This window comes from Xanthomonas sp. NCPPB 4467, from assembly GCF_041475665.2.
In the GTDB taxonomy this organism is placed as follows: Bacteria; Pseudomonadota; Gammaproteobacteria; order Xanthomonadales; family Xanthomonadaceae; genus Xanthomonas; species Xanthomonas dyei.
This window is the reverse complement of the sequence record NZ_CM191260.1, coordinates 4403779-4421494: the sequence shown is the minus strand read 5'-3', so window position 1 is coordinate 4421494 and position 17716 is coordinate 4403779. Positions and strand designations below refer to the sequence as shown.

Below are 17716 nucleotides of genomic sequence, written 5' to 3'. Positions count from 1 at the left end.
GAACTTAAAGGGCTCCAGACACATGGCGGGCGAGGCAGCAACCCCTACCTCCTACATCCAGCATCACTTGCAGAACCTGATCTATCCGGTTCGCGAGGGTGGCGGCACGTTTTGGACCATCCACGTCGACACTCTGGTCATGGCCGTGTTGATGGGCCTGGTCATGGTGCTGGCGTTCTGGACGGCGACCCGCAATGCCACGGCCGGCGTGCCGGGCAAGTGGCAGGCATTCGTGGAAATCTGCCTGGAGTTCGTCGACCGGCAGGCCAAGGACACCTATCACGGCAGCAGCAAGCTGGTGACGCCGATCGCGATCACCATCTTCTTCTGGATCCTGTTGATGAATCTCATCAAGATGATTCCGGCCGATTTCATCGCCATTCCGCTGGGTTGGGCAGGCATCCACGCCTGGAAGCCGGTGCCCACCGCCGACGTCAATGCCACCTTGGGCATGTCGATCAGCGTGTTCTTCCTGATGATCGTCTTCTCGCTGCGCTCCAAGGGCGTGGGCGGCATGACCAAGGAATTCCTGACGGCGCCGTTCGGCAAATGGATGATGCCGTTCAACCTGCTTTTGAACATCGTCGAGTGGCTGAGCAAGCCGATTTCGTTGGCGATGCGACTGTTCGGCAACATGTTCGGCGGCGAGATCGTCTTCCTGCTGATCTGGGTGCTGGGCGGTGCGGGCATCGCCGGCATGGTCGCTGGCGGCGTATTCGGCCTCGGCTGGATGCTGTTCCACCTGTTGGTGATTCCGCTGCAGGCCTTCATTTTCATGATGCTGTCGATCGTGTATCTGAGCCTTGCGGAAGACAGTCACTGAGTTTCGCTACACCCTTCATACGCTTCATCCCGATTCATCCATCACCCTTAGAAACTTTCGTTCGGAGATCACCATGTACCTCGCCGTCCTGACCAACCTCGCTCAAGTCCAGAGCTCCACCGTCCTCGCCGTCGGCATCATGATCGGCCTGGCCGCGCTGGGTGCCGGCCTCGGTCTGGCCATCATGGCTGGCAAGTTCCTGGAATCGGCCGCCCGCCAGCCGGAACTGATCCCGGTGCTGCAGGTGCGTATGTTCATCACCGCCGGCCTGATCGACGCCGCGTTCATCATCAGCGTCGCCGTCGGCCTGCTGTTCGCCTTCGCCAACCCGCTGGCCCAGGTGTTCATCGAGCGTCTGTCGGCTGCCGGCTGATCCAGCGGTAGCAGGATGTGGAGGCAGCCAGTGCGGTTGCATCCGCGGATGAAGGTCGGAAAGCGTCGCCAACTGCGGCGGCGCTTTCACCCCTAAACAGCGATTGAGCGACCCATGGATATCACCCTTACCATCTTTGCCCAGGCGTTGGCCTTCGCCGGTCTGATCTGGATCGTCGCGACCAAAATCTGGCCGCCGCTGCTGCAGGCGATCGAAGAGCGTCAGCAAAAGATCGCTGAAGGTCTGGCCGCAGCCGATCGCAGCCAGAAGGATCTGGCGCAGGCGCAGGAAAAGGTCAACGAAGCACTGAAAGACGCACGCACCAAGGCCAACGAGATCATCGATCAGGCCCATGCGCGCGCCAACCAGATCATCGAAGCGGCCAAGCTCGAGGCGATTGCCGAAGCCAACCGTCAGAAGGATCTGGCCCAGACCGAAATCGACGCATCTGCCACCCGTGCCCGTGAAGAACTGCGCAAGCAGATCTCGGTGCTGGCGGTCAGCGGCGCCGAGAAGCTGCTCAAGCGCGAAATCGATGCCAACGCCCACAAGGCGCTGCTCGACGAGCTGGCGGCGGAGATTTAATCGATGAGTCAGGCCCTCACACTTGCCCGTCCCTACGGCCGTGCCGCGTTTGCAATCGCGCGTGAGGGCGGTACGTTCGCGCCCTGGTCCGATGCGCTGGCGTTTTCGGCGCAGGTGGCTGGCGATCCGCGCGTGGCTGCGCTGCTGCTTAACCCGGCCCTGCGCCAGGAACAGGCAGTGACGTTGCTGGCGCCGCCGCAGGCGAGCGAAGACTATCTGCGTTTCCTCGGCCTGCTGGCCGATGCGCAGCGTTTGTCGGCGCTGCCGGAAATCGCAGGCTTATACGAACAGCTGCGCGCCGAGGCCGAACACGTCGTCAAGGCGACCGTGACCTCGGCAACTGAGATGACCGCGGCCGAGCTGGATACGATCGCCGTTGCACTGAAGAAGCGCTTTGGCCGCGAGGTGGACATCACCACCGCGGTGGATGCATCGCTGATCGGCGGCGCGGTGATCGACACCGGCGACGTGGTCATCGACGGCTCGCTGAAGGGCAAGCTCGCGCGTCTGCAAAGCTCGCTCGCCCACTGAATTCACATAAACGCATGGCCCTCGCGGCCGGCACCTAGGACTGAACGATGGCAACCACGCTCAACCCCTCCGAAATCAGCGACCTGATCAAGACCCGCATCGAGACGGTCAAGCTGTCCGCGGAGTCGCGCAACGAAGGCTCCGTGACCAGCGTGTCCGACGGCATCGTGCGCATCTTCGGCCTGGCCGACGTGATGCAGGGCGAAATGATCGAACTGCCCAACAACACCTTCGCCCTGGCGTTGAACCTGGAGCGCGATTCGGTCGGCGCCGTGGTGCTGGGCGATTACGAAAACCTGCGCGAAGGCGACGTGGCCAAGACCACCGGCCGCATCCTGGAAGTGCCGGTGGGTCCGGAACTGCTGGGCCGCGTGGTCAACGCACTGGGCGAGCCGATCGACGGCAAGGGCCCGTTGGGCGCCACCCAGACCGCACCGGTCGAGCGCGTTGCGCCGGGCGTGATCTGGCGTAAGTCGGTCGACCAGCCGGTGCAGACCGGTTACAAGTCGGTCGATGCGATGATCCCGATCGGCCGCGGCCAGCGCGAGCTGGTCATCGGCGACCGCCAGACCGGCAAGACCGCGCTGGCGATCGATGCGGTGATCAACCAGAAGGGCACCGGCATCAAGTGCGTGTATGTGGCGATCGGCCAGAAGGCCTCGACCGTTGCCAATATCGTACGCAAGCTCGAAGAAAACGGCGCGCTGGCGCACACCGTGGTGGTGGCTGCGACCGCGTCCGAATCGGCCGCGATGCAGTACATCAGCCCGTATGCCGGCTGCACCATGGGCGAATACTTCATGGACCGCGGCGAAGACGCGCTGATCGTGTACGACGATCTGTCCAAGCAGGCCGTGGCCTACCGCCAGATCTCGCTGCTGCTCAAGCGCCCGCCGGGTCGCGAAGCCTATCCGGGCGACGTGTTCTATCTGCACTCCCGCCTGCTGGAGCGCGCCGCGCGCGTGTCCGAGGAATACGTGGAGAAGTTCACCAACGGTGCGGTGACCGGCAAGACCGGCTCGCTGACCGCGCTGCCGATCATCGAAACGCAGGCCGGCGACGTCTCCGCGTTCGTGCCGACCAACGTGATCTCGATCACCGACGGCCAGATCTTCCTGGAAACCGACCTGTTCAACGCCGGTATCCGCCCGGCCGTGAACGCCGGTATCTCGGTGTCGCGCGTCGGTGGTGCGGCCCAGACCAAGATCATCAAGAAGCTGTCCGGCGGCATCCGTATCTCGCTGGCGCAGTACCGCGAGCTGGCGGCGTTCGCGCAGTTCGCCTCGGACCTGGACGAAGCCACCCGCAAGCAGCTCGAGCGCGGTCAGCGCGTCACCGAGCTGATGAAGCAGAAGCAGTACGCACCGATGTCCATCGCCAACCAGGCGCTGTCGATCTACGCCGTCAACGAGGGTTACCTCGATGAAGTGCCGGTCAACAAGCTGCTGGCGTTCGAAGAAGGCCTGCACGCGCACTTCGCCAACACCCAGGGCGAGTTGATCGACAAGGTCAACAGCACCGGCGGTTGGGACAACGACATCGAAGCCGCGTTCAAGAAGGGCATCGCAGAGTTCAAGACCACCGGCACCTGGTAAGGCGCCGGGATTGGGGATTGGGCATTCGGGATTTGTAGGAGCGGTGGTTCAGGGCGTTGGCCCATGTCGAATCACCGCTGCCGAATCCCAGATTTAGGAATTAGAGAGTCGTGAAGTGGGACGCGGGAGGCTCTGGCCATTCCCGATTCCCGATTCCCGATTCTCACGAGCGGAGCGAGCAATGGCAGGCGGACGCGAAATCAAAACCAAGATCAAGAGCGTGCAGAACACCCGCAAGGTGACGCGCGCGCTCGAAATGGTCTCGGCCTCCAAGATCCGCAAGGCGCAGGAGCGCATGAAGACCTCGCGTCCGTATGCGCAGGCGATGAAGCAGGTGATCGGGCATCTGGCGCAGGCCAGCACCGATTTCCAGCATCCGTTTCTGGTCGAGCGTGAGCAGGTCAAGCGGGTCGGTTACATCGTGATCTCTTCCGACCGCGGCCTGGCCGGTGGTCTGAACAACAACTTGTTCCGCAAGATGCTGGGCGAAGTGCGCCCGTGGCAGGACAAGGGCGCCGAGATCGACGTGGTGACCATCGGTCAGAAGGCCTCGGCGTTCTTCCGTCGCATCAAGGTCAACATGGTCGGCAGCGTGACCCACCTGGGCGACAGCCCGCAGGTCGAGCAGCTGATTGGTGTGATCAAGGTGATGATCGATGCCTACATCGACGGCAAGGTGGACCGTGTGTATCTGGTCTACAACCGCTTCGTGAACACCATGACGCAGAAGGCCAGCTTCGATCAGCTGCTGCCGCTGCCGGCCGCCGAGCACAAGGTGGCGCATCACGATTGGGACTACCTGTACGAACCCGATGCCGCGACCGTGCTGGAGCACGTGATGACGCGTTACATCGAGTCGCTGGTGTACCAGGCCGTGCTGGAAAACGTGGCATCCGAACATGCCGCGCGGATGGTGGCGATGAAGGCCGCCAGCGACAACGCCAACAAGATGATCGGCACCTTGCAACTGGTCTACAACAAGGCACGTCAGGCGGCGATCACCCAGGAAATTTCGGAAATCGTCAGCGGCGCGGCCGCTGTCTAGCCGGGAATGGAGAATCGTGAAACGGGAATAGGCAAGGCTTCGGTGCTCTTGATCTTCCCATTCCCCATTCTCGATTTCCCATTCCCGACACAAGAATCGAACAGACATGAGTGGAGTTATCCAAATGAGTCAGGGCAAGATCGTTCAGATCATCGGCGCGGTCGTCGACGTCGAGTTCCAGCGCAATGAAGTACCCAAGGTCTATCACGCGCTGAAGGTCGAGGGCACCGCCATCACCCTGGAAGTGCAGCAGCAGCTCGGCGACGGCGTGGTGCGCACCATTGCGCTCGGCTCCACCGACGGCCTGAAGCGCAACCTGTTGGCGACCAACACCGAGCGTGCCATTTCGGTGCCGGTCGGTGCGGGTACGCTGGGTCGCATCATGGACGTGCTGGGTCGTCCGATCGACGAAGCTGGCGAGGTGCAGGCATCGGACCATTGGGAAATCCACCGCGCCGCACCGTCGTACGAAGACCAGTCGTCCAGCACCGAACTGCTGGAAACCGGCATCAAGGTCATCGACCTGATGTGTCCGTTCGCCAAGGGCGGCAAGGTCGGCCTGTTCGGCGGCGCCGGCGTCGGCAAGACCGTCAACATGATGGAACTGATCAACAACATCGCCAAGGCGCACTCGGGTCTGTCCGTGTTTGCCGGCGTGGGCGAGCGTACCCGCGAGGGCAACGACTTCTACCACGAGATGAAGGACTCCAACGTTCTGGACAAGGTCGCGATGGTGTACGGCCAGATGAACGAGCCGCCGGGCAACCGTCTGCGCGTGGCGCTGACCGGTCTGACCATGGCCGAGTACTTCCGCGACGAGAAGGACGAGAACGGCAAGGGCAAGGACGTGTTGTTGTTCGTCGACAACATCTACCGCTACACGCTGGCCGGTACCGAAGTGTCCGCGCTGCTCGGCCGTATGCCGTCGGCGGTGGGTTACCAGCCGACCCTGGCCGAAGAAATGGGCGTGTTGCAGGAGCGCATCACCTCGACCAAGAGCGGTTCGATCACCTCGATCCAGGCCGTGTACGTGCCTGCGGACGACCTGACCGACCCGTCGCCAGCGACCACCTTCGCCCACTTGGATTCCACCGTCACGCTGAGCCGTAACATCGCCTCGCTGGGCATCTACCCGGCCGTGGATCCGCTGGATTCCACCAGCCGCCAGATGGACCCGCTGGTGATCGGCCACGAGCATTACGACACCGCCCAGCGCGTCCAGCAGACCTTGCAGAAGTACAAGGAACTGAAGGACATCATCGCGATCCTGGGTATGGACGAGCTGAGCGAAGAAGACAAGCAGTCGGTGTCGCGCGCACGCAAGATCGAGCGCTTCTTCAGCCAGCCGTTCCACGTGGCCGAAGTGTTCACCGGCTCGCCGGGCAAGTACGTGTCGCTGAAGGACACCATCCGTGGCTTCAAGGCGATCTGCGATGGCGAGTACGATCACCTGCCGGAGCAGGCGTTCTACATGGTCGGCAGCATCGAAGAAGCCGTCGAGAAAGCCAACAAGATGAGCACCAAGGCCTGATTGATCCCAGCCGCCATGCGGCTGGAATCGGGAATCGGGAATCGGGAATCGTAAAGGCGGGTTTTAGGTGAGTTGGAAGTCACGAGAATCTGGAAGTGCGCGCAGTCAGGCGCTCTTCCGATTCCCGACTCCCGATTCCCGATTCCCCGCCTCACTACAGTGAGGCACCATGAGCACTATTCGTTGCGACATCGTCAGCGCCGAGAAGGAAATCTTCCACGGTGAGGCGACGCTGGTCGTGGCCACCGGCGAACTGGGCGAGCTGGGCATTGCGCCCAAGCACGCGCCGCTGATCACCCGCCTGAAGCCGGGCAAGGTGGTGGTCACCACCGCCAGTGGCGAACAGCTGGATTTCGCCATCTCCGGCGGCATCCTGGAAGTGCAGCCGCAGGTGGTGACCGTGCTGGTCGACACCGCGGTGCGTGCGCAGGACATCGATGAGGCTGCAGTTCGCAAGGTCAAGGAAGAAGCCGAGCGTCTGCTGGCCAACCGTGGCGACACGGTGGACGTGGCGCAGGCGCAGCGTCAGCTGGCCGAGGCGACGGTGCAGTTGCAGGCGCTGGAGCGGTTGCGACGCACCCTCAAGCACTGATCGATCGCCTGGCCCATTGCGTGGGCAAGCGACTTGCTTCAGCTGTAATGCCGGATGCAGATGTGGATTGAAAACGCCGACCTTCGTGTCGGCGTTTTCGTTTTTGGAGATGCGCCTGCGTGGCACAAGGCCGCGTGTTGCCGACAGCGCGCACACTGCGTGGCTGGTTGCCATGCAGCGCTTCATTGCGCCATGGCATGATCACCCCCGACATTGAGGACACCCCATGACTCGCTCGATCGATGGCTTCCGCGGTTATGCACTGACTTGCACGCTTGCGGTTGCACTGCTGGGCTGCGCGCTTCCGGCACGCAGCCAGCCGCCGCTGGATCCGCTGCTGGATCGCATCGTGCAACGCAATGCGATCGGCGATGCGGTGGCGCTGAGCAAGTGGGATAGCGGCAAGCCGGTACTGGACCAGACGCGCGAAGCGGCGGTGCTGCAGAGCGTGCGCGATCAGGCGCCGGCGCATGGACTGGATGCCGACGATGCAGCGCGCTTCTTTGCGGCGCAGATCGAGGCCAATAAATCGGTGCAGTACGCGCTGCTGAACCATTGGCACGAACGTGGGCGTGCGCCGGACACCGCACGCCCGGATCTGGCCGCACTGCGCGCGCGCCTGGACCAACTGCAGGGCGAGTTGCTCGATGCGCTGGCCGATGCCGCAGCGGCGCGCTCGGCACCGCAATGCGCCGCCAACACGGCACGGTCCGCGTCGCACTACGCGGCGCAATGGCAGCTGGATGCCTTGCACCGTGCGGCACTGGTGCGTGGCCTGGGCGACTTTTGCCAGCAGGCACCCGCCAAGAGCTAGCGCGGCGTTGTTGCTGCAGTGCGTGGCGAGGCAACGCGCTTGCGGTGATGATGTATCGGCAAGGTCGACGCACCTTCTAAGCGACCACGCCGCTGCATCGTGCCGCGCGGCTTCCACCTCGATCGCAATCGGGCTGGAACACGTAATCGGGTGATGAAGTCGCCAGCGGGGCAAGGTGCCCCGCGTGGTGGCTGCCCGGTTCCCGCAGCAGATTGGGTGTGCTGTCGCCGGGGTACCCAAGGGCGGTACATGGGCTTGAGCCTCGATCACGTCGCATGTGCGCAGCTCAAGCTTGGCAAGCGCCAGCAGTGCGCGCGTTGCTTGGCAGCATGAAACGGTAAACAGCCGGCCACCTTGGTTTGACGACGCATGCTGGCGCGCGCTCCAACCTCGCTTGCCGCGCGCCCTCAGCGATACACCACATGCCGGCCGAGAAAGAACGACACGATCGCCAGCCCGCCCTCGACCAGTGGCTTGGCCAGCCAGGCCTGGCGCAGGCCGACCAGATCCACCGTTGCCGACAGCAGCCAGGTGCTGATCAGCGTCAGCGCCAGCCACATCACCGCAAAGCGGCGGAAGCGCTGCCAGCCCAGCCGCGCGCCGCCGCCCTGCTGGGCGAAGGTGTAGCGGCCGTTGAGCCAGAAACCCAGCACCGCGCCGCTGATGCGCCCGAGCAGATTGGCCGGCACCGTCGGCATGCCGGCGGCGGTGGCGGCGATAAAGATGCCGCAATCCACGGCCAATTGCAGGCCGCCAATCAGGGTGAACTGGCTGCCTTGGCGAAACAGGCTCATGCGTGACGGGGACGAAGAAAGGGCGCCCATCCTAGCGGCCGCAGTGCTAAAAAAGTTGTCATCGCGTGTTTAAGAGCAGCTAACAAAATGACTGTGCTCACCGCCAGGCGGGCGCGGCCGGTGCTCGGTGCGGCATGTACCACTTGTCCACTCCGGTTCCTCCGCGCCGCCCGCACCCACCTGACGACTGCTCGCTACGTGTTGTTAGCCGCTCTAAGACATCGATCGAGCACGCGGTTTTGCATGGCTGCGACTAGAATTTGGCCTATCTCCCGCCTTTGGAATTCTTGATGACCCTGCCCCTGCACGTCGTGATCCTGGCTGCGGGCGAGGGCAAGCGCATGCGCTCGTCCCTGCCCAAGGTGCTGCAGCCGTTGGCGGGCCAGCCGATGTTGGCGCATGTCATCGCCACCGCACGGCAGCTGCAGCCGGCCGCGATCCATATCGTCTACGGGCACGGCGGCGATCAGGTGCGCGCGGCATTTGCCGGGCAGGCCGATCTGCAGTGGGCCGAGCAACAGCAGCAACTGGGCACCGGCCACGCCGTGCAGCAGGCGATGGATGCGATTCCGGATGCGGCCACCGTGCTGGTGCTGTACGGCGATGTGCCGCTGATCCAGAGCGAGAGCCTGCTGCAGTTGCTGCATGCGCCCGGCCGGATGGCGGTGCTGGTGGCCGAGCTTGCCAACCCCACCGGCTACGGACGCATCCTGCGCGATGCCGAAGGCAAGGTGGCGGCGATCGTCGAGCAGAAGGACGCCAACGACGAGCAGCGACGCATCCGCACCATCAACACTGGCATCCTCACCGCCGAATCCACTGCACTGCGGCGTTGGCTGGGTGGCTTGTCCAACAACAATGCGCAGGGCGAGTTCTATCTCACCGACGTGTTTGCCAGCGCCGCCGGCGACTTCACCCCGGCCGACATGGTGCATGTGGGCGACCCACAGGATGTGGAAGGTGCCAACGACCCCTGGCAACTCGCTCAGCTCGAACGCGCCTGGCAGCTGCGTGCGGCGCGTGCGTTATGCCTGCAGGGCGTGCGCATGGCCGACCCGGCGCGCGTGGAGCAGCGCGGCACGGTGCAGGTGGGGCGCGATGTACAACTGGACATCGATGTGATTCTGGAAGGCGATGTGACGCTGGGCGATGACGTGGTGATTGGCCCGTTCGTACGCTTGCGCGATGTGACGCTGGGTGCCGGCACGCAAGTACGTGCGCACTGCGATCTGGAAGGCGTGGTGACCGAGGGTGCGGTAATGATCGGCCCGTTCGCGCGGTTGCGTCCGGGCACGCTGTTGGCCGATGGGGTGCATATCGGCAACTTCGTCGAGACCAAGAAGGTCACGATGGGGGTGGGCAGCAAGGCCAACCACCTCACTTACCTGGGCGATGCAACGATCGGCAGCAAGGTCAACATCGGCGCCGGGACCATCACCTGCAACTACGATGGCGTGAACAAGTCGCAGACCACCATCGGCGATAACGCGTTCGTCGGCTCCAACAGCGCGTTGGTGGCGCCGATCGAGATCGGCGCCAATGCCACCATCGGTGCCGGCTCTGTGATCACCCGCGACGCGCCGGCCGGCCAGCTCAGCGTGGCGCGGCCGCGTCAGACCGTGATCGAAGGCTGGGAGCGGCCGACCAAGAAGTAGCATGGAGTGGTGTCGTGGTGCGCGGGTGGGTGACGCTACGCAGCCGCAGCACGGCGATGCTTGGCTGTGCCGCGGGTAACGACTGAAGGTGCACGATGCAGCGACGACCAGACACGTTATTGATCCTGCTCCTGAGAGCGGCCAACACCCGACTGTGCAGCCGTCAGGCGGGCGTGGCCTTTTCTCGGAAGCGGCATGGACCACGCCTGCACTCCGGCTCCTGTGCGCTGTCCGTAACCACATGACGATTCCTCGCTACGTGTTGTTGGCCGCTCTTGGCGTGCTGATGCTGCAGCCGGGTACTGCAGCGGCGTCCAGTTACCGGCTGTATCTGGCGCCCGATGGCAACGATGCGGCGGCAGGTACCGAACCTTCGACCGCATTGCGCAGTCTCGGTGCTGCCCAGCAACGCCTGGTCGAACGACGACCGGCAGGGGAGGTGGAAGTGGTTATCGCCCCGGGCACCTATCTTCAACAGTCGGTGCAATGGACCTTTGCCAATGGCGCGCCCATCCGTTTTATCGCCGCTCCCGGCGCTGCCACGCCGCCGCTCTTCGACGGACGCGGCGGCGCGACCTGGTTCGCCTTGAAAGGCGGTCGGAATGTACCGACGCGCCTGACCTTCGATGGGCTGAAGGTCAGCAATTACTGGATGGCGCTGGATCTGGGCAGCAGCAAGACCGATGAAGACGGCAATGGTGGCAACACGATCCGCAACATGCAGTTCGAGCGGATCGGCGGGCGCTACGGCCGCAGTGACGAGGCCGCGTATTCGTTTGCAGCGATCCGGCTGCAACAGTCGCGCGACAACCGCATCGAACACAATCGCTTTGTGTCGATCGAAAACGATACCGACACCTCGGGTTTCATCCATGCGCTGTATCTGGCGCGGCACTCGTCCGGTAACCGGATCGAGGGCAATACGTTTGTGGACGTCAACGGCGACGCAATACGCACGCGCGATGCCTCGGACCGGACCTATGTCGGCGGTAACCACTTTCTCAGGGCCGGCAAGTACGCCGCGTTTTCGGATTGGTTCAAAGCCGATGGCGAGTGCCCGTCGCAGGGCGGTGAGTTTGTTGGCAATACCGTGGGTATCGGGTATTACCGCGCCATCGAGGCGACACGTACCACCGGTGCAGACGATGCATGTGGTGCGCTCAAACGGCCGCGCATCGCTGAACGCGGTACGTCGAACCCCGATTGACGACGCTGTGATCGCAACGCGATTGTGCGCGTTTGTTGCAGCGACTACCTGCGCATTGGGTGGCCCGCCGGACCCGGCAAACGATCAGTACGCTGCGCTAGAAGGCGCGTTCGATCGTGTCGAATGTGGTTGACTAGGCAGCCGATGCCGAGGGCAGCAACAAGGTCACGCACAGGCCGCCGTGCTCGCGGTTGTGCAGCGAAATACGCCCGCCATGCGCTTCGGCAATCTCGCGGGTGAGCGCAAGCCCCAGCCCGGTTCCATTGCGTTTGGTCGAGTAGAACGGCATCAGGGCATTGTGCAAGACCGCTTCGTTCATGCCATTACCGCGATCAAGCACTTCGATCCGCAGCCACTGCGATACGCGTGTCACGCGCACGGCGACGTCGCTATTGGGCGGCTGCGCTTCGCTGCAGGCCTCATGTGCGTTCTTGAGCAGATTGAGCATGGCCTGTTCGATCTGCGCTGCATCGATGCGGCTGCTGACATCGCTGATCTCGCCCTGCATCTGGAACGGGATCTGCTGTTGCAGGCGTTCGAGAAATGGCGCCCAGGCGATGGTCTGCAATTGCGGCTGCGGCAGCTTGGCAAAGCGCGCATAGCCGCGAATAAAGCCTTCCAGATGACGCGCGCGTTCTTCGATGGTTTCGAAAACCGTGCCCAGGCGGTCGGTGCGTTCGCGCCGTAGCAGCTCGGCGCCGGAATGCGCCAGCGAGGCGATCGGTGCGAGCGAGTTATTCAATTCGTGGCTGATCACGCGGATGACCTTCTTCCAGGTCTGCACTTCCTGCCGTCGCAATTCGGTGGTCAGGGTGCGGATCAACAGCAATTCATGGCCGCGACCATTGAGGTGGAAGCTGCGCCGCGACAGGTGATAGATCTGCTCATCGTCTTCGTCATCGCCATCCTCGCGCACAGCGAACAGGCAGTCGCCGCCGCGTGCCAATGCGTCGCGCAGCTCGCCAGGCATGCGTTCGAGCACATCGTCCAGATGCTGGCCTTCGAGCTTGCGTCCCCCGTAGAGAAGTTTGCGCGCGGCGTTGTTGGAAAAGCCGATGCGGCGCAGCCCATCGCCGCCGGCCACCACCAACAGCATCGCGACAGGCGTGTTCTGCAGCATGGTGTCGAGCATCAATTCGCGCTGCACCAGATCGCGCCGCTGCGCGCGTAGCACGTCGCCGAGTTCGGCATGTGCCTGCACCAACTGCGCCAGTTCGTCGGTGCCGCGCCAATACACGCCGAAGTTGTATTCGCCATCGCGGTAACTGCTGGTGGTGCCGGCCAGCGCGCGGAACAACGAGCGCATCGGTGCGGTGGCGCGGTTGAGGCTGAACCACATCGCGGCCAGCAAAACGACGACCGAAATCGCAGCCACCTGCCAGCCGCGATCCAGCCAGTACGCGATGAACCAGGGCAGCGCGGCGGCCAGTGCCAGCACCGGCAACAGCCGTAAGAACAGGGTGAGTGTGAAGGAACGATGCCGCATGCGGAGATTCATTCCGATTTGATGCCGTAACGGTCCATGCGCCGATATAGCGCCTGCCGGCTCAGTCCCAGGTCGGCGGCGGCCTGGGCGATCACGCCTTGCGCGCGCGCCAACGCCTGTTCGATGCGCGCGCGATCGGGCTCGCCGGCGACTGCCGCCACCGGCCGCGCCGCTGCGGCGCGTGGCAGGTTCAGATCGCTGGCTTCGATGCGCGCACCTTGCGCGAGCAGCGACGCACGTTGCAGCACGTTGCGCAGCTCGCGCACATTGCCCGGCCACGCGTGCCGTTGCAGCGCATCGCGCGCCTGTGCAGACAACGGCTTGCCGCCCGCCAGGAAATGCTCGGCCAGTGGCGCGATGTCGCCCGGACGCTCGGCCAGTGCGGGCAGCGCGATCTCCACGGTGTTGAGGCGGTAGTAGAGATCCTCGCGGAAGCTGCCATCGCGGATCATCGACTGCAGGTCGGCATTGGTGGCGCTGATCACGCGCACCTTGGCATGCCGCTCGCGATTGGAACCCAGCCGCTCATAGCGCCCGGTTTCCAGTACGCGCAGCAGTTTCATCTGGCCCGCCAGCGGCAGGTTGCCGATTTCGTCCAGGAACAGCGTGCCGCCATCGGCCGCTTCGAACTTGCCTTCGCGCGCCTTGTTGGCACCGGTATAGGCGCCGGCGTCGGCACCGAACAATTCTGCCTCGATCAAGTCGCCCGGCAGGGCGCCGCAATTGAGCGCGATGAAGGGGCCATGTTTGGTCGCCGAGTTGGCCTGGATGATCTCGGCGATCTTTTCCTTGCCGCTGCCATTGGGGCCGGTGATCAGCACAGGGAGTTCCGAGCGTGCGACCTGACAGGCGAGCGCGATGGCCCGCTCGCTGGCGGGGTCGGCGAAGACCGCGCCGCGCAAATCGTAGCGCTGGGTCAGTTGCTCGCGGCCGCGGTGCTCGCGTTCGCGACGGCGTGCGAGTTCGCGCCGCGCTTCGGAGAGTTCGAGCAGATTGTTGACCGTGGTCAGCAGCTTGGTGTCGTCCCACGGTTTGGCGATGTAGTCGGCGGCGCCGGCCTTGACCAGGCCTACCGCACTGCCCAGATGGGTCCAGGCGGTGAGCAAAATCACCGGCAGATCCGGATGACGCTGGCGGATCTGGGTAAACAGCGCCTCGCCTTCTTCACCGGAGGTGGTGTCGGCGGTGAAGTTCATGTCCTGGATCACCAGATCGAACGCCTGCTCGTCCAGCAGCGCCAATCCGGCTTGCGGCGATGACGCATGCCGCGCTTCGATGTCGTGCAACGAAAACAGCACCTCCAGCGCGGTGGCCACGGCGGTGTTGTCGTCGATGATCAGGATCTGCGGCATTGCGCGCTCGAGAGGCGAAAGGTATCGGGGGAGGTGCTCGCCACAGCATACGGCGCAAGCCGGTGTCGATGGCAACGGACGTTGCGACGGGGCAATGCGCCGGAGTAGTTGACGCTGGACTTGCGACAGGCTGGCGCGCATGCCCCGGCTGCAAGCGATGGCTACCGCAGCGCTTGTGGTGGTGCCGGTGGCGCAGGCGGCAATGGTGGCAGCAGCGATGCATACATCTGCGCGGTCCAGGTAAGGCTCAAGGGTGCCTGACCGCGTGCCACCTGGACCTGCACTGGACGGCCGGCTGCAGCGCGTAATGCGTGCAGCAGTTCTTCCACGGTGGCGATGCCGCGGCCATCGGCTGCGCGCAGGGTATCGCCCTTGCGCAGCTGCAGTGCCAGCGACTCGCTGGCCTGCGTGACCAGCAGGCCGGCGTCTGTGGCGGTCAGCACCAGCGTCTGTGCGTTGTGGCGCCAGCGCAGCTGATGATCGTCGATGCGCAGTGCGGTGCGCTCAGTCACTTGGCTACGCGTCTGCGCAGTGGGGCGTACGGAGGCGTCACTGCCGGCATGCAGCGCGCCGCTCATCGCAGCGATGGCGAGTACAGCGGCGACGCTGCGGGGATAGACGATCTGACGCATAGGGAGAGAGTCCTTGGGAGGGAAGTATCGCGGTTTGTCGGCATGCGCAGTTGACCTGCGGCCGGCATCGCCGGGCGCCAGGGTGTGGTGATGGGCTTGAGGCAGCGTCCCATGGCCTGCTCAGGCGCTGCGCGTAGCGACTGCCGGCGGCACCAGCGCCGCGCGACGTGCCGGCCAGAACACGGCGATCTGGCCCAGCAGCCACAATGTGAGCGCGCCGATCGGCAGGTAGATCAACGGCAGGCGTGGCAATTCGTAGCGCGCCATCAACCACAGGTTGATCGAGTAGGCCATCAACATGCCGAGCACGATCCCGATCGAGGCCAACAGGAAATTCTCGATCTGGAAGTAGCGCAGGATCTGCCCGCGCGTGGCGCCCAGTGCACGGCGAATGCCGATCTGCTTGGTGCGCTGCTGCACCCAGAAGCTGGCAAGACCGACGATGCCCAGCGCGGTGACGATCAGCAGGGCGATGCTCATGGTGACCAGTAGCCAGGACATGGAGCGATCCTGGCGATAGAAGTCGCGACGCATTTCTTCCAGCGTCTTTTTCTTCTGGATGATGCGACTGTTGCTGTTCTTCTCCAGGATCGCGACCGCTTGACGCAATACCTCCTGGCGTCGGTCCGGATCGGTCCTCAGCAGGTAACGATGTCCCTCGCTGTAGGCAATTTTGACAGGGGACAGCATCGAGTCGTCGTAGACAGTCGCCCCACCGTAGTCGTTGACACGCGCCAGGTGCTCCACGATGCCGACGATCTTGCTCGGCGTGTCTCCGGTGTAGATGGATTTACCCAATGCCGATTGCCCGGGAAACAATTTTTCCGCTGCGCTCTTGGTCAGGATGACGCTGGGAACCGTGGCCTTCTTGTCATTGCTCCAGCTGAATTCGCCTTCGGTGAAACGCCGCCCCTGCACCAGCCGCAGGCCGAGCGTATCGAGCATTTGGGAATCGCCGGTGTAGGCGTTGAGGTCAGCGGTCGGGACCCGTTGATCAGCGGTCAGGTTGATACCGGTGACCCACATGTTATCGCCGAACGGGACCTGGCTGACCGAGGAGGCAAACTTCACTCCCGGGATGTTGCGTAGCGCAGCCAGGTCGGTTTCGGTCAGTGCATTGGCGTTTTGATCTTCGCCGATGCCAGCGATGCTGATGCTCACGATTTCGTTTTCGGCCAGGCCGCTGGGGCGCTGTATACGCTCTATCCGGTTGCCGATGAGGAACAACGCGTTGGAGATGATGGCGCAGCTTAGTGCGATCTCAAGCACGATCAACGCAGCAGCGGTCTTGTGCCGTTGCAGCGTGGACAGGATGGGGCGGATTTCCATGAGAGTGTCCTTTCTGGTTGCTGGCTGCGTCCGATGCGACGAAGGTCGCACCGGACGCCAAGGCGTCACTGGGACTTGAGTTGAATGGCCGGCGCGACCTGGCAGGCTCGCCATGCCGGCAGCATTCCAGCCAGGATGCTGGCGAGCAGAGCCATCACAAAGGTGCTCAGCAGCATGGCTGGATCCAGATACGCGAGATCGGCGTAGCTGCTGGGCTGTTGTCGTACGGCCCAGAGCCCCAGGCCGGCCAGGCCGAGACCCAGCAGGCCGCCGGTCAATCCGATCGTCCCGGCCTCCACCAGCGCTTGCGCAAAGATGCTGCGTTTGGTCGCGCCAAGCGCCCTGCGCACACCGATCTCCCCGCTGCGCCGCAAAAATTTGGCCAGCATCAGGCCGATGGTGTTGACCAGGCAGACCAGCAGAAACCCGAATGCAAGCCAGGTCTGCAGGCGGACATCGCTGGGCACCACTTTCATGAAGTCCAGCCATTCCATCAGGCTACGCAGCTCTACATTGTTGGGTCGCTCGAAGCGACCGGCACGCCGTTGCAGATCCGAATAGTTTTCCAGGTATTGGCGGTAAGCGATGGCCTTCTGGGGAGTGTCCAGCTGGACCCAATACTGGACCCATACACAGGGCTCATCGATGCCTTTTTTCTCCGCGCTGCTCGACCCCCAGCAGGAACGCGAGCCACTGGTGGCAAATTTCAACTCCATCGCGGTGCTGAAGGGAATGAAGATCTGTTCGAGCTTGGCATAGCTCCCTTTGTTGAGGTCGTAAAATTTCGGAGTCGGACGCCAGTCCTTGAGGACACCGACGACGCGCAACGCGTTGCGATTCACGCGCACGGTGCGGCCCACGCTGTTTTCGCCGTTGAAGAGCTTCTTGTTCAGCGTTTCTGACAGCACTGCCACGCGCGCGCGGCTGCCGTCATCGCTGGTCGACCAGGCGCCGCCATAGAGAAAAGGCGCGTCGAACATCGGGAAAAAATCGGTAGAGGTGTAGCGCGCGTCAAGCGAAAACGGTCGCAGGGATGCATTGTCCGGTTCCACAGCAACGTCACCGCCGCTCATCATCGCCTGTCGATCGGCGCGTTTCTCGCGGAGCAAGGCTTCTGCGTCGAACCGTGTGAACTGCTCGAGTGCTTCCGTACTCCGGTGATCAAGCGAGCGTGCATCCAGTTGCGGAATGAAGATGGTCTGGCTCTTGCCGGGCAGTGGATCGCCAGACAGGATGTAGAACACCGTCAAGGTGGTCATGCTGGCGCCGATGCCCAGCGCGATCGCCAGCACCATCAGCGCGGTGAGCACCTTGTTGCGGCGGAAGCTGCGCAGCGCGAGATTGAAGTAATAGCCGAACATGGGGGCGCTCC

Annotated in this window: 17 protein-coding genes and 2 other RNA genes; 13 read left to right on the top strand and 6 right to left on the bottom strand. The window is 63.4% G+C overall.

What is annotated here, in order from left to right; genetic code table 11:
* Positions 1-22: 22 nt before the first annotated feature.
* The 9 genes from atpB (at position 23) to ACCQ06_RS19160 (ending at position 7889) form a co-directional block, all read left to right on the top strand.
* Positions 23-823, top strand: a complete 801-nt coding sequence (gene atpB / locus ACCQ06_RS19200; RefSeq protein ID WP_039421795.1) for a F0F1 ATP synthase subunit A — start codon at positions 23-25, stop codon at positions 821-823.
* 73 nt (positions 824-896) lie between these two features.
* Positions 897-1196, top strand: coding sequence for a F0F1 ATP synthase subunit C (gene atpE, locus ACCQ06_RS19195; protein ID WP_104615066.1), 300 nt, complete (start codon positions 897-899; stop codon positions 1194-1196).
* 114 nt (positions 1197-1310) lie between these two features.
* Entirely contained in the window at positions 1311-1781 is a 471-nt protein-coding gene (locus tag ACCQ06_RS19190; RefSeq protein ID WP_055847997.1) for a F0F1 ATP synthase subunit B, read from the top strand.
* Between the two features lie 3 nt (positions 1782-1784).
* Positions 1785-2312: a F0F1 ATP synthase subunit delta gene (locus tag ACCQ06_RS19185; protein WP_104615067.1), complete on the top strand. Its 528-nt coding sequence runs from the start codon at positions 1785-1787 to the stop codon at positions 2310-2312.
* Positions 2313-2359: 47 nt separating this feature from the next.
* Positions 2360-3907, top strand: coding sequence for a F0F1 ATP synthase subunit alpha (atpA, locus tag ACCQ06_RS19180; RefSeq protein WP_104615068.1), 1548 nt, complete (start codon positions 2360-2362; stop codon positions 3905-3907).
* Between the two features lie 181 nt (positions 3908-4088).
* Positions 4089-4952 carry a F0F1 ATP synthase subunit gamma gene (atpG, locus tag ACCQ06_RS19175; protein WP_005992067.1) on the top strand — a complete coding sequence of 288 codons (864 nt, stop codon included), beginning with the start codon at positions 4089-4091 and terminating at the stop codon, positions 4950-4952.
* 124 nt (positions 4953-5076) lie between these two features.
* Positions 5077-6483: a F0F1 ATP synthase subunit beta gene (atpD, locus tag ACCQ06_RS19170; protein WP_104615069.1), complete on the top strand. Its 1407-nt coding sequence runs from the start codon at positions 5077-5079 to the stop codon at positions 6481-6483.
* A gap of 169 nt (positions 6484-6652) precedes the next feature.
* A complete protein-coding gene (locus tag ACCQ06_RS19165) occupies positions 6653-7075 on the top strand; it encodes a F0F1 ATP synthase subunit epsilon (RefSeq protein WP_002814084.1) in 423 nt (140 codons plus the stop codon).
* Positions 7076-7301: 226 nt separating this feature from the next.
* A complete protein-coding gene (locus tag ACCQ06_RS19160; protein WP_228323580.1) occupies positions 7302-7889 on the top strand; it encodes a chorismate mutase in 588 nt (195 codons plus the stop codon).
* 407 nt (positions 7890-8296) lie between these two features.
* On the opposite strand, the gene ACCQ06_RS19155 is transcribed toward ACCQ06_RS19160, so the two are convergent.
* On the bottom strand, positions 8297-8683 hold the full coding sequence (locus ACCQ06_RS19155) for a GtrA family protein (protein ID WP_104615071.1): 387 nt from the start codon (positions 8681-8683) through the stop codon (positions 8297-8299).
* A 134-nt stretch (positions 8684-8817) separates the two neighbouring features.
* On the opposite strand from ACCQ06_RS19155, the gene ACCQ06_RS19150 reads away from it, so the two are divergent.
* The 4 genes from ACCQ06_RS19150 (at position 8818) to ACCQ06_RS19135 (ending at position 11545) form a co-directional block, all read left to right on the top strand.
* Positions 8818-8893: non-coding RNA, sX9 sRNA (locus ACCQ06_RS19150), on the top strand.
* Positions 8894-8973: 80 nt separating this feature from the next.
* A complete protein-coding gene (gene glmU / locus ACCQ06_RS19145) occupies positions 8974-10338 on the top strand; it encodes a bifunctional UDP-N-acetylglucosamine diphosphorylase/glucosamine-1-phosphate N-acetyltransferase GlmU (RefSeq protein WP_104615116.1) in 1365 nt (454 codons plus the stop codon).
* Between the two features lie 195 nt (positions 10339-10533).
* A non-coding RNA gene (locus ACCQ06_RS19140) (sX9 sRNA) lies at positions 10534-10609 on the top strand.
* 15 nt (positions 10610-10624) lie between these two features.
* On the top strand, positions 10625-11545 hold the full coding sequence (locus tag ACCQ06_RS19135) for a right-handed parallel beta-helix repeat-containing protein (RefSeq protein ID WP_228323644.1): 921 nt from the start codon (positions 10625-10627) through the stop codon (positions 11543-11545).
* Positions 11546-11678: 133 nt separating this feature from the next.
* Here ACCQ06_RS19135 and ACCQ06_RS19130 read toward each other — a convergent pair whose 3' ends face one another.
* From ACCQ06_RS19130 to ACCQ06_RS19110, 5 genes are all read right to left on the bottom strand, one after another.
* A complete protein-coding gene (locus tag ACCQ06_RS19130; protein WP_104615117.1) occupies positions 11679-13031 on the bottom strand; it encodes a sensor histidine kinase in 1353 nt (450 codons plus the stop codon).
* Positions 13032-13039: 8 nt separating this feature from the next.
* Positions 13040-14383, bottom strand: coding sequence for a sigma-54-dependent transcriptional regulator (locus ACCQ06_RS19125; RefSeq protein WP_316688741.1), 1344 nt, complete (start codon positions 14381-14383; stop codon positions 13040-13042).
* 161 nt (positions 14384-14544) lie between these two features.
* The gene (locus ACCQ06_RS19120) at positions 14545-15015 is read right to left on the bottom strand and encodes a PDZ domain-containing protein (protein WP_228323578.1); all 471 of its coding nucleotides are present in this window, start codon (positions 15013-15015) and stop codon (positions 14545-14547) included.
* A gap of 120 nt (positions 15016-15135) precedes the next feature.
* Positions 15136-16344: an ABC transporter permease gene (locus tag ACCQ06_RS19115; RefSeq protein ID WP_316688740.1), complete on the bottom strand. Its 1209-nt coding sequence runs from the start codon at positions 16342-16344 to the stop codon at positions 15136-15138.
* A 65-nt stretch (positions 16345-16409) separates the two neighbouring features.
* Entirely contained in the window at positions 16410-17705 is a 1296-nt protein-coding gene (locus ACCQ06_RS19110) for an ABC transporter permease (RefSeq protein ID WP_104615075.1), read from the bottom strand.
* Positions 17706-17716 lie beyond the last annotated feature (11 nt).

Excerpts from the sequence above, each read along its gene's own strand:
- atpB (WP_039421795.1), top strand. The coding sequence starts at position 23 with ATGGCGGGCGAGGCAGCAACCCCTACCTCCTACATCCAGCATCACTTG.
- atpE (WP_104615066.1), top strand. The coding sequence starts at position 897 with ATGTACCTCGCCGTCCTGACCAACCTCGCTCAAGTCCAGAGCTCCACC.
- ACCQ06_RS19190 (WP_055847997.1), top strand. The coding sequence starts at position 1,311 with ATGGATATCACCCTTACCATCTTTGCCCAGGCGTTGGCCTTCGCCGGT.
- ACCQ06_RS19185 (WP_104615067.1), top strand. The coding sequence starts at position 1,785 with ATGAGTCAGGCCCTCACACTTGCCCGTCCCTACGGCCGTGCCGCGTTT.
- atpA (WP_104615068.1), top strand. The coding sequence starts at position 2,360 with ATGGCAACCACGCTCAACCCCTCCGAAATCAGCGACCTGATCAAGACC.
- atpG (WP_005992067.1), top strand. The coding sequence starts at position 4,089 with ATGGCAGGCGGACGCGAAATCAAAACCAAGATCAAGAGCGTGCAGAAC.
- atpD (WP_104615069.1), top strand. The coding sequence starts at position 5,077 with ATGAGTCAGGGCAAGATCGTTCAGATCATCGGCGCGGTCGTCGACGTC.
- ACCQ06_RS19165 (WP_002814084.1), top strand. The coding sequence starts at position 6,653 with ATGAGCACTATTCGTTGCGACATCGTCAGCGCCGAGAAGGAAATCTTC.
- ACCQ06_RS19160 (WP_228323580.1), top strand. The coding sequence starts at position 7,302 with ATGACTCGCTCGATCGATGGCTTCCGCGGTTATGCACTGACTTGCACG.
- ACCQ06_RS19155 (WP_104615071.1), bottom strand. The coding sequence starts at position 8,683 with ATGAGCCTGTTTCGCCAAGGCAGCCAGTTCACCCTGATTGGCGGCCTG.
- glmU (WP_104615116.1), top strand. The coding sequence starts at position 8,974 with ATGACCCTGCCCCTGCACGTCGTGATCCTGGCTGCGGGCGAGGGCAAG.
- ACCQ06_RS19135 (WP_228323644.1), top strand. The coding sequence starts at position 10,625 with ATGCTGCAGCCGGGTACTGCAGCGGCGTCCAGTTACCGGCTGTATCTG.
- ACCQ06_RS19130 (WP_104615117.1), bottom strand. The coding sequence starts at position 13,031 with ATGCGGCATCGTTCCTTCACACTCACCCTGTTCTTACGGCTGTTGCCG.
- ACCQ06_RS19125 (WP_316688741.1), bottom strand. The coding sequence starts at position 14,383 with ATGCCGCAGATCCTGATCATCGACGACAACACCGCCGTGGCCACCGCG.
- ACCQ06_RS19120 (WP_228323578.1), bottom strand. The coding sequence starts at position 15,015 with ATGCGTCAGATCGTCTATCCCCGCAGCGTCGCCGCTGTACTCGCCATC.
- ACCQ06_RS19115 (WP_316688740.1), bottom strand. The coding sequence starts at position 16,344 with ATGGAAATCCGCCCCATCCTGTCCACGCTGCAACGGCACAAGACCGCT.
- ACCQ06_RS19110 (WP_104615075.1), bottom strand. The coding sequence starts at position 17,705 with ATGTTCGGCTATTACTTCAATCTCGCGCTGCGCAGCTTCCGCCGCAAC.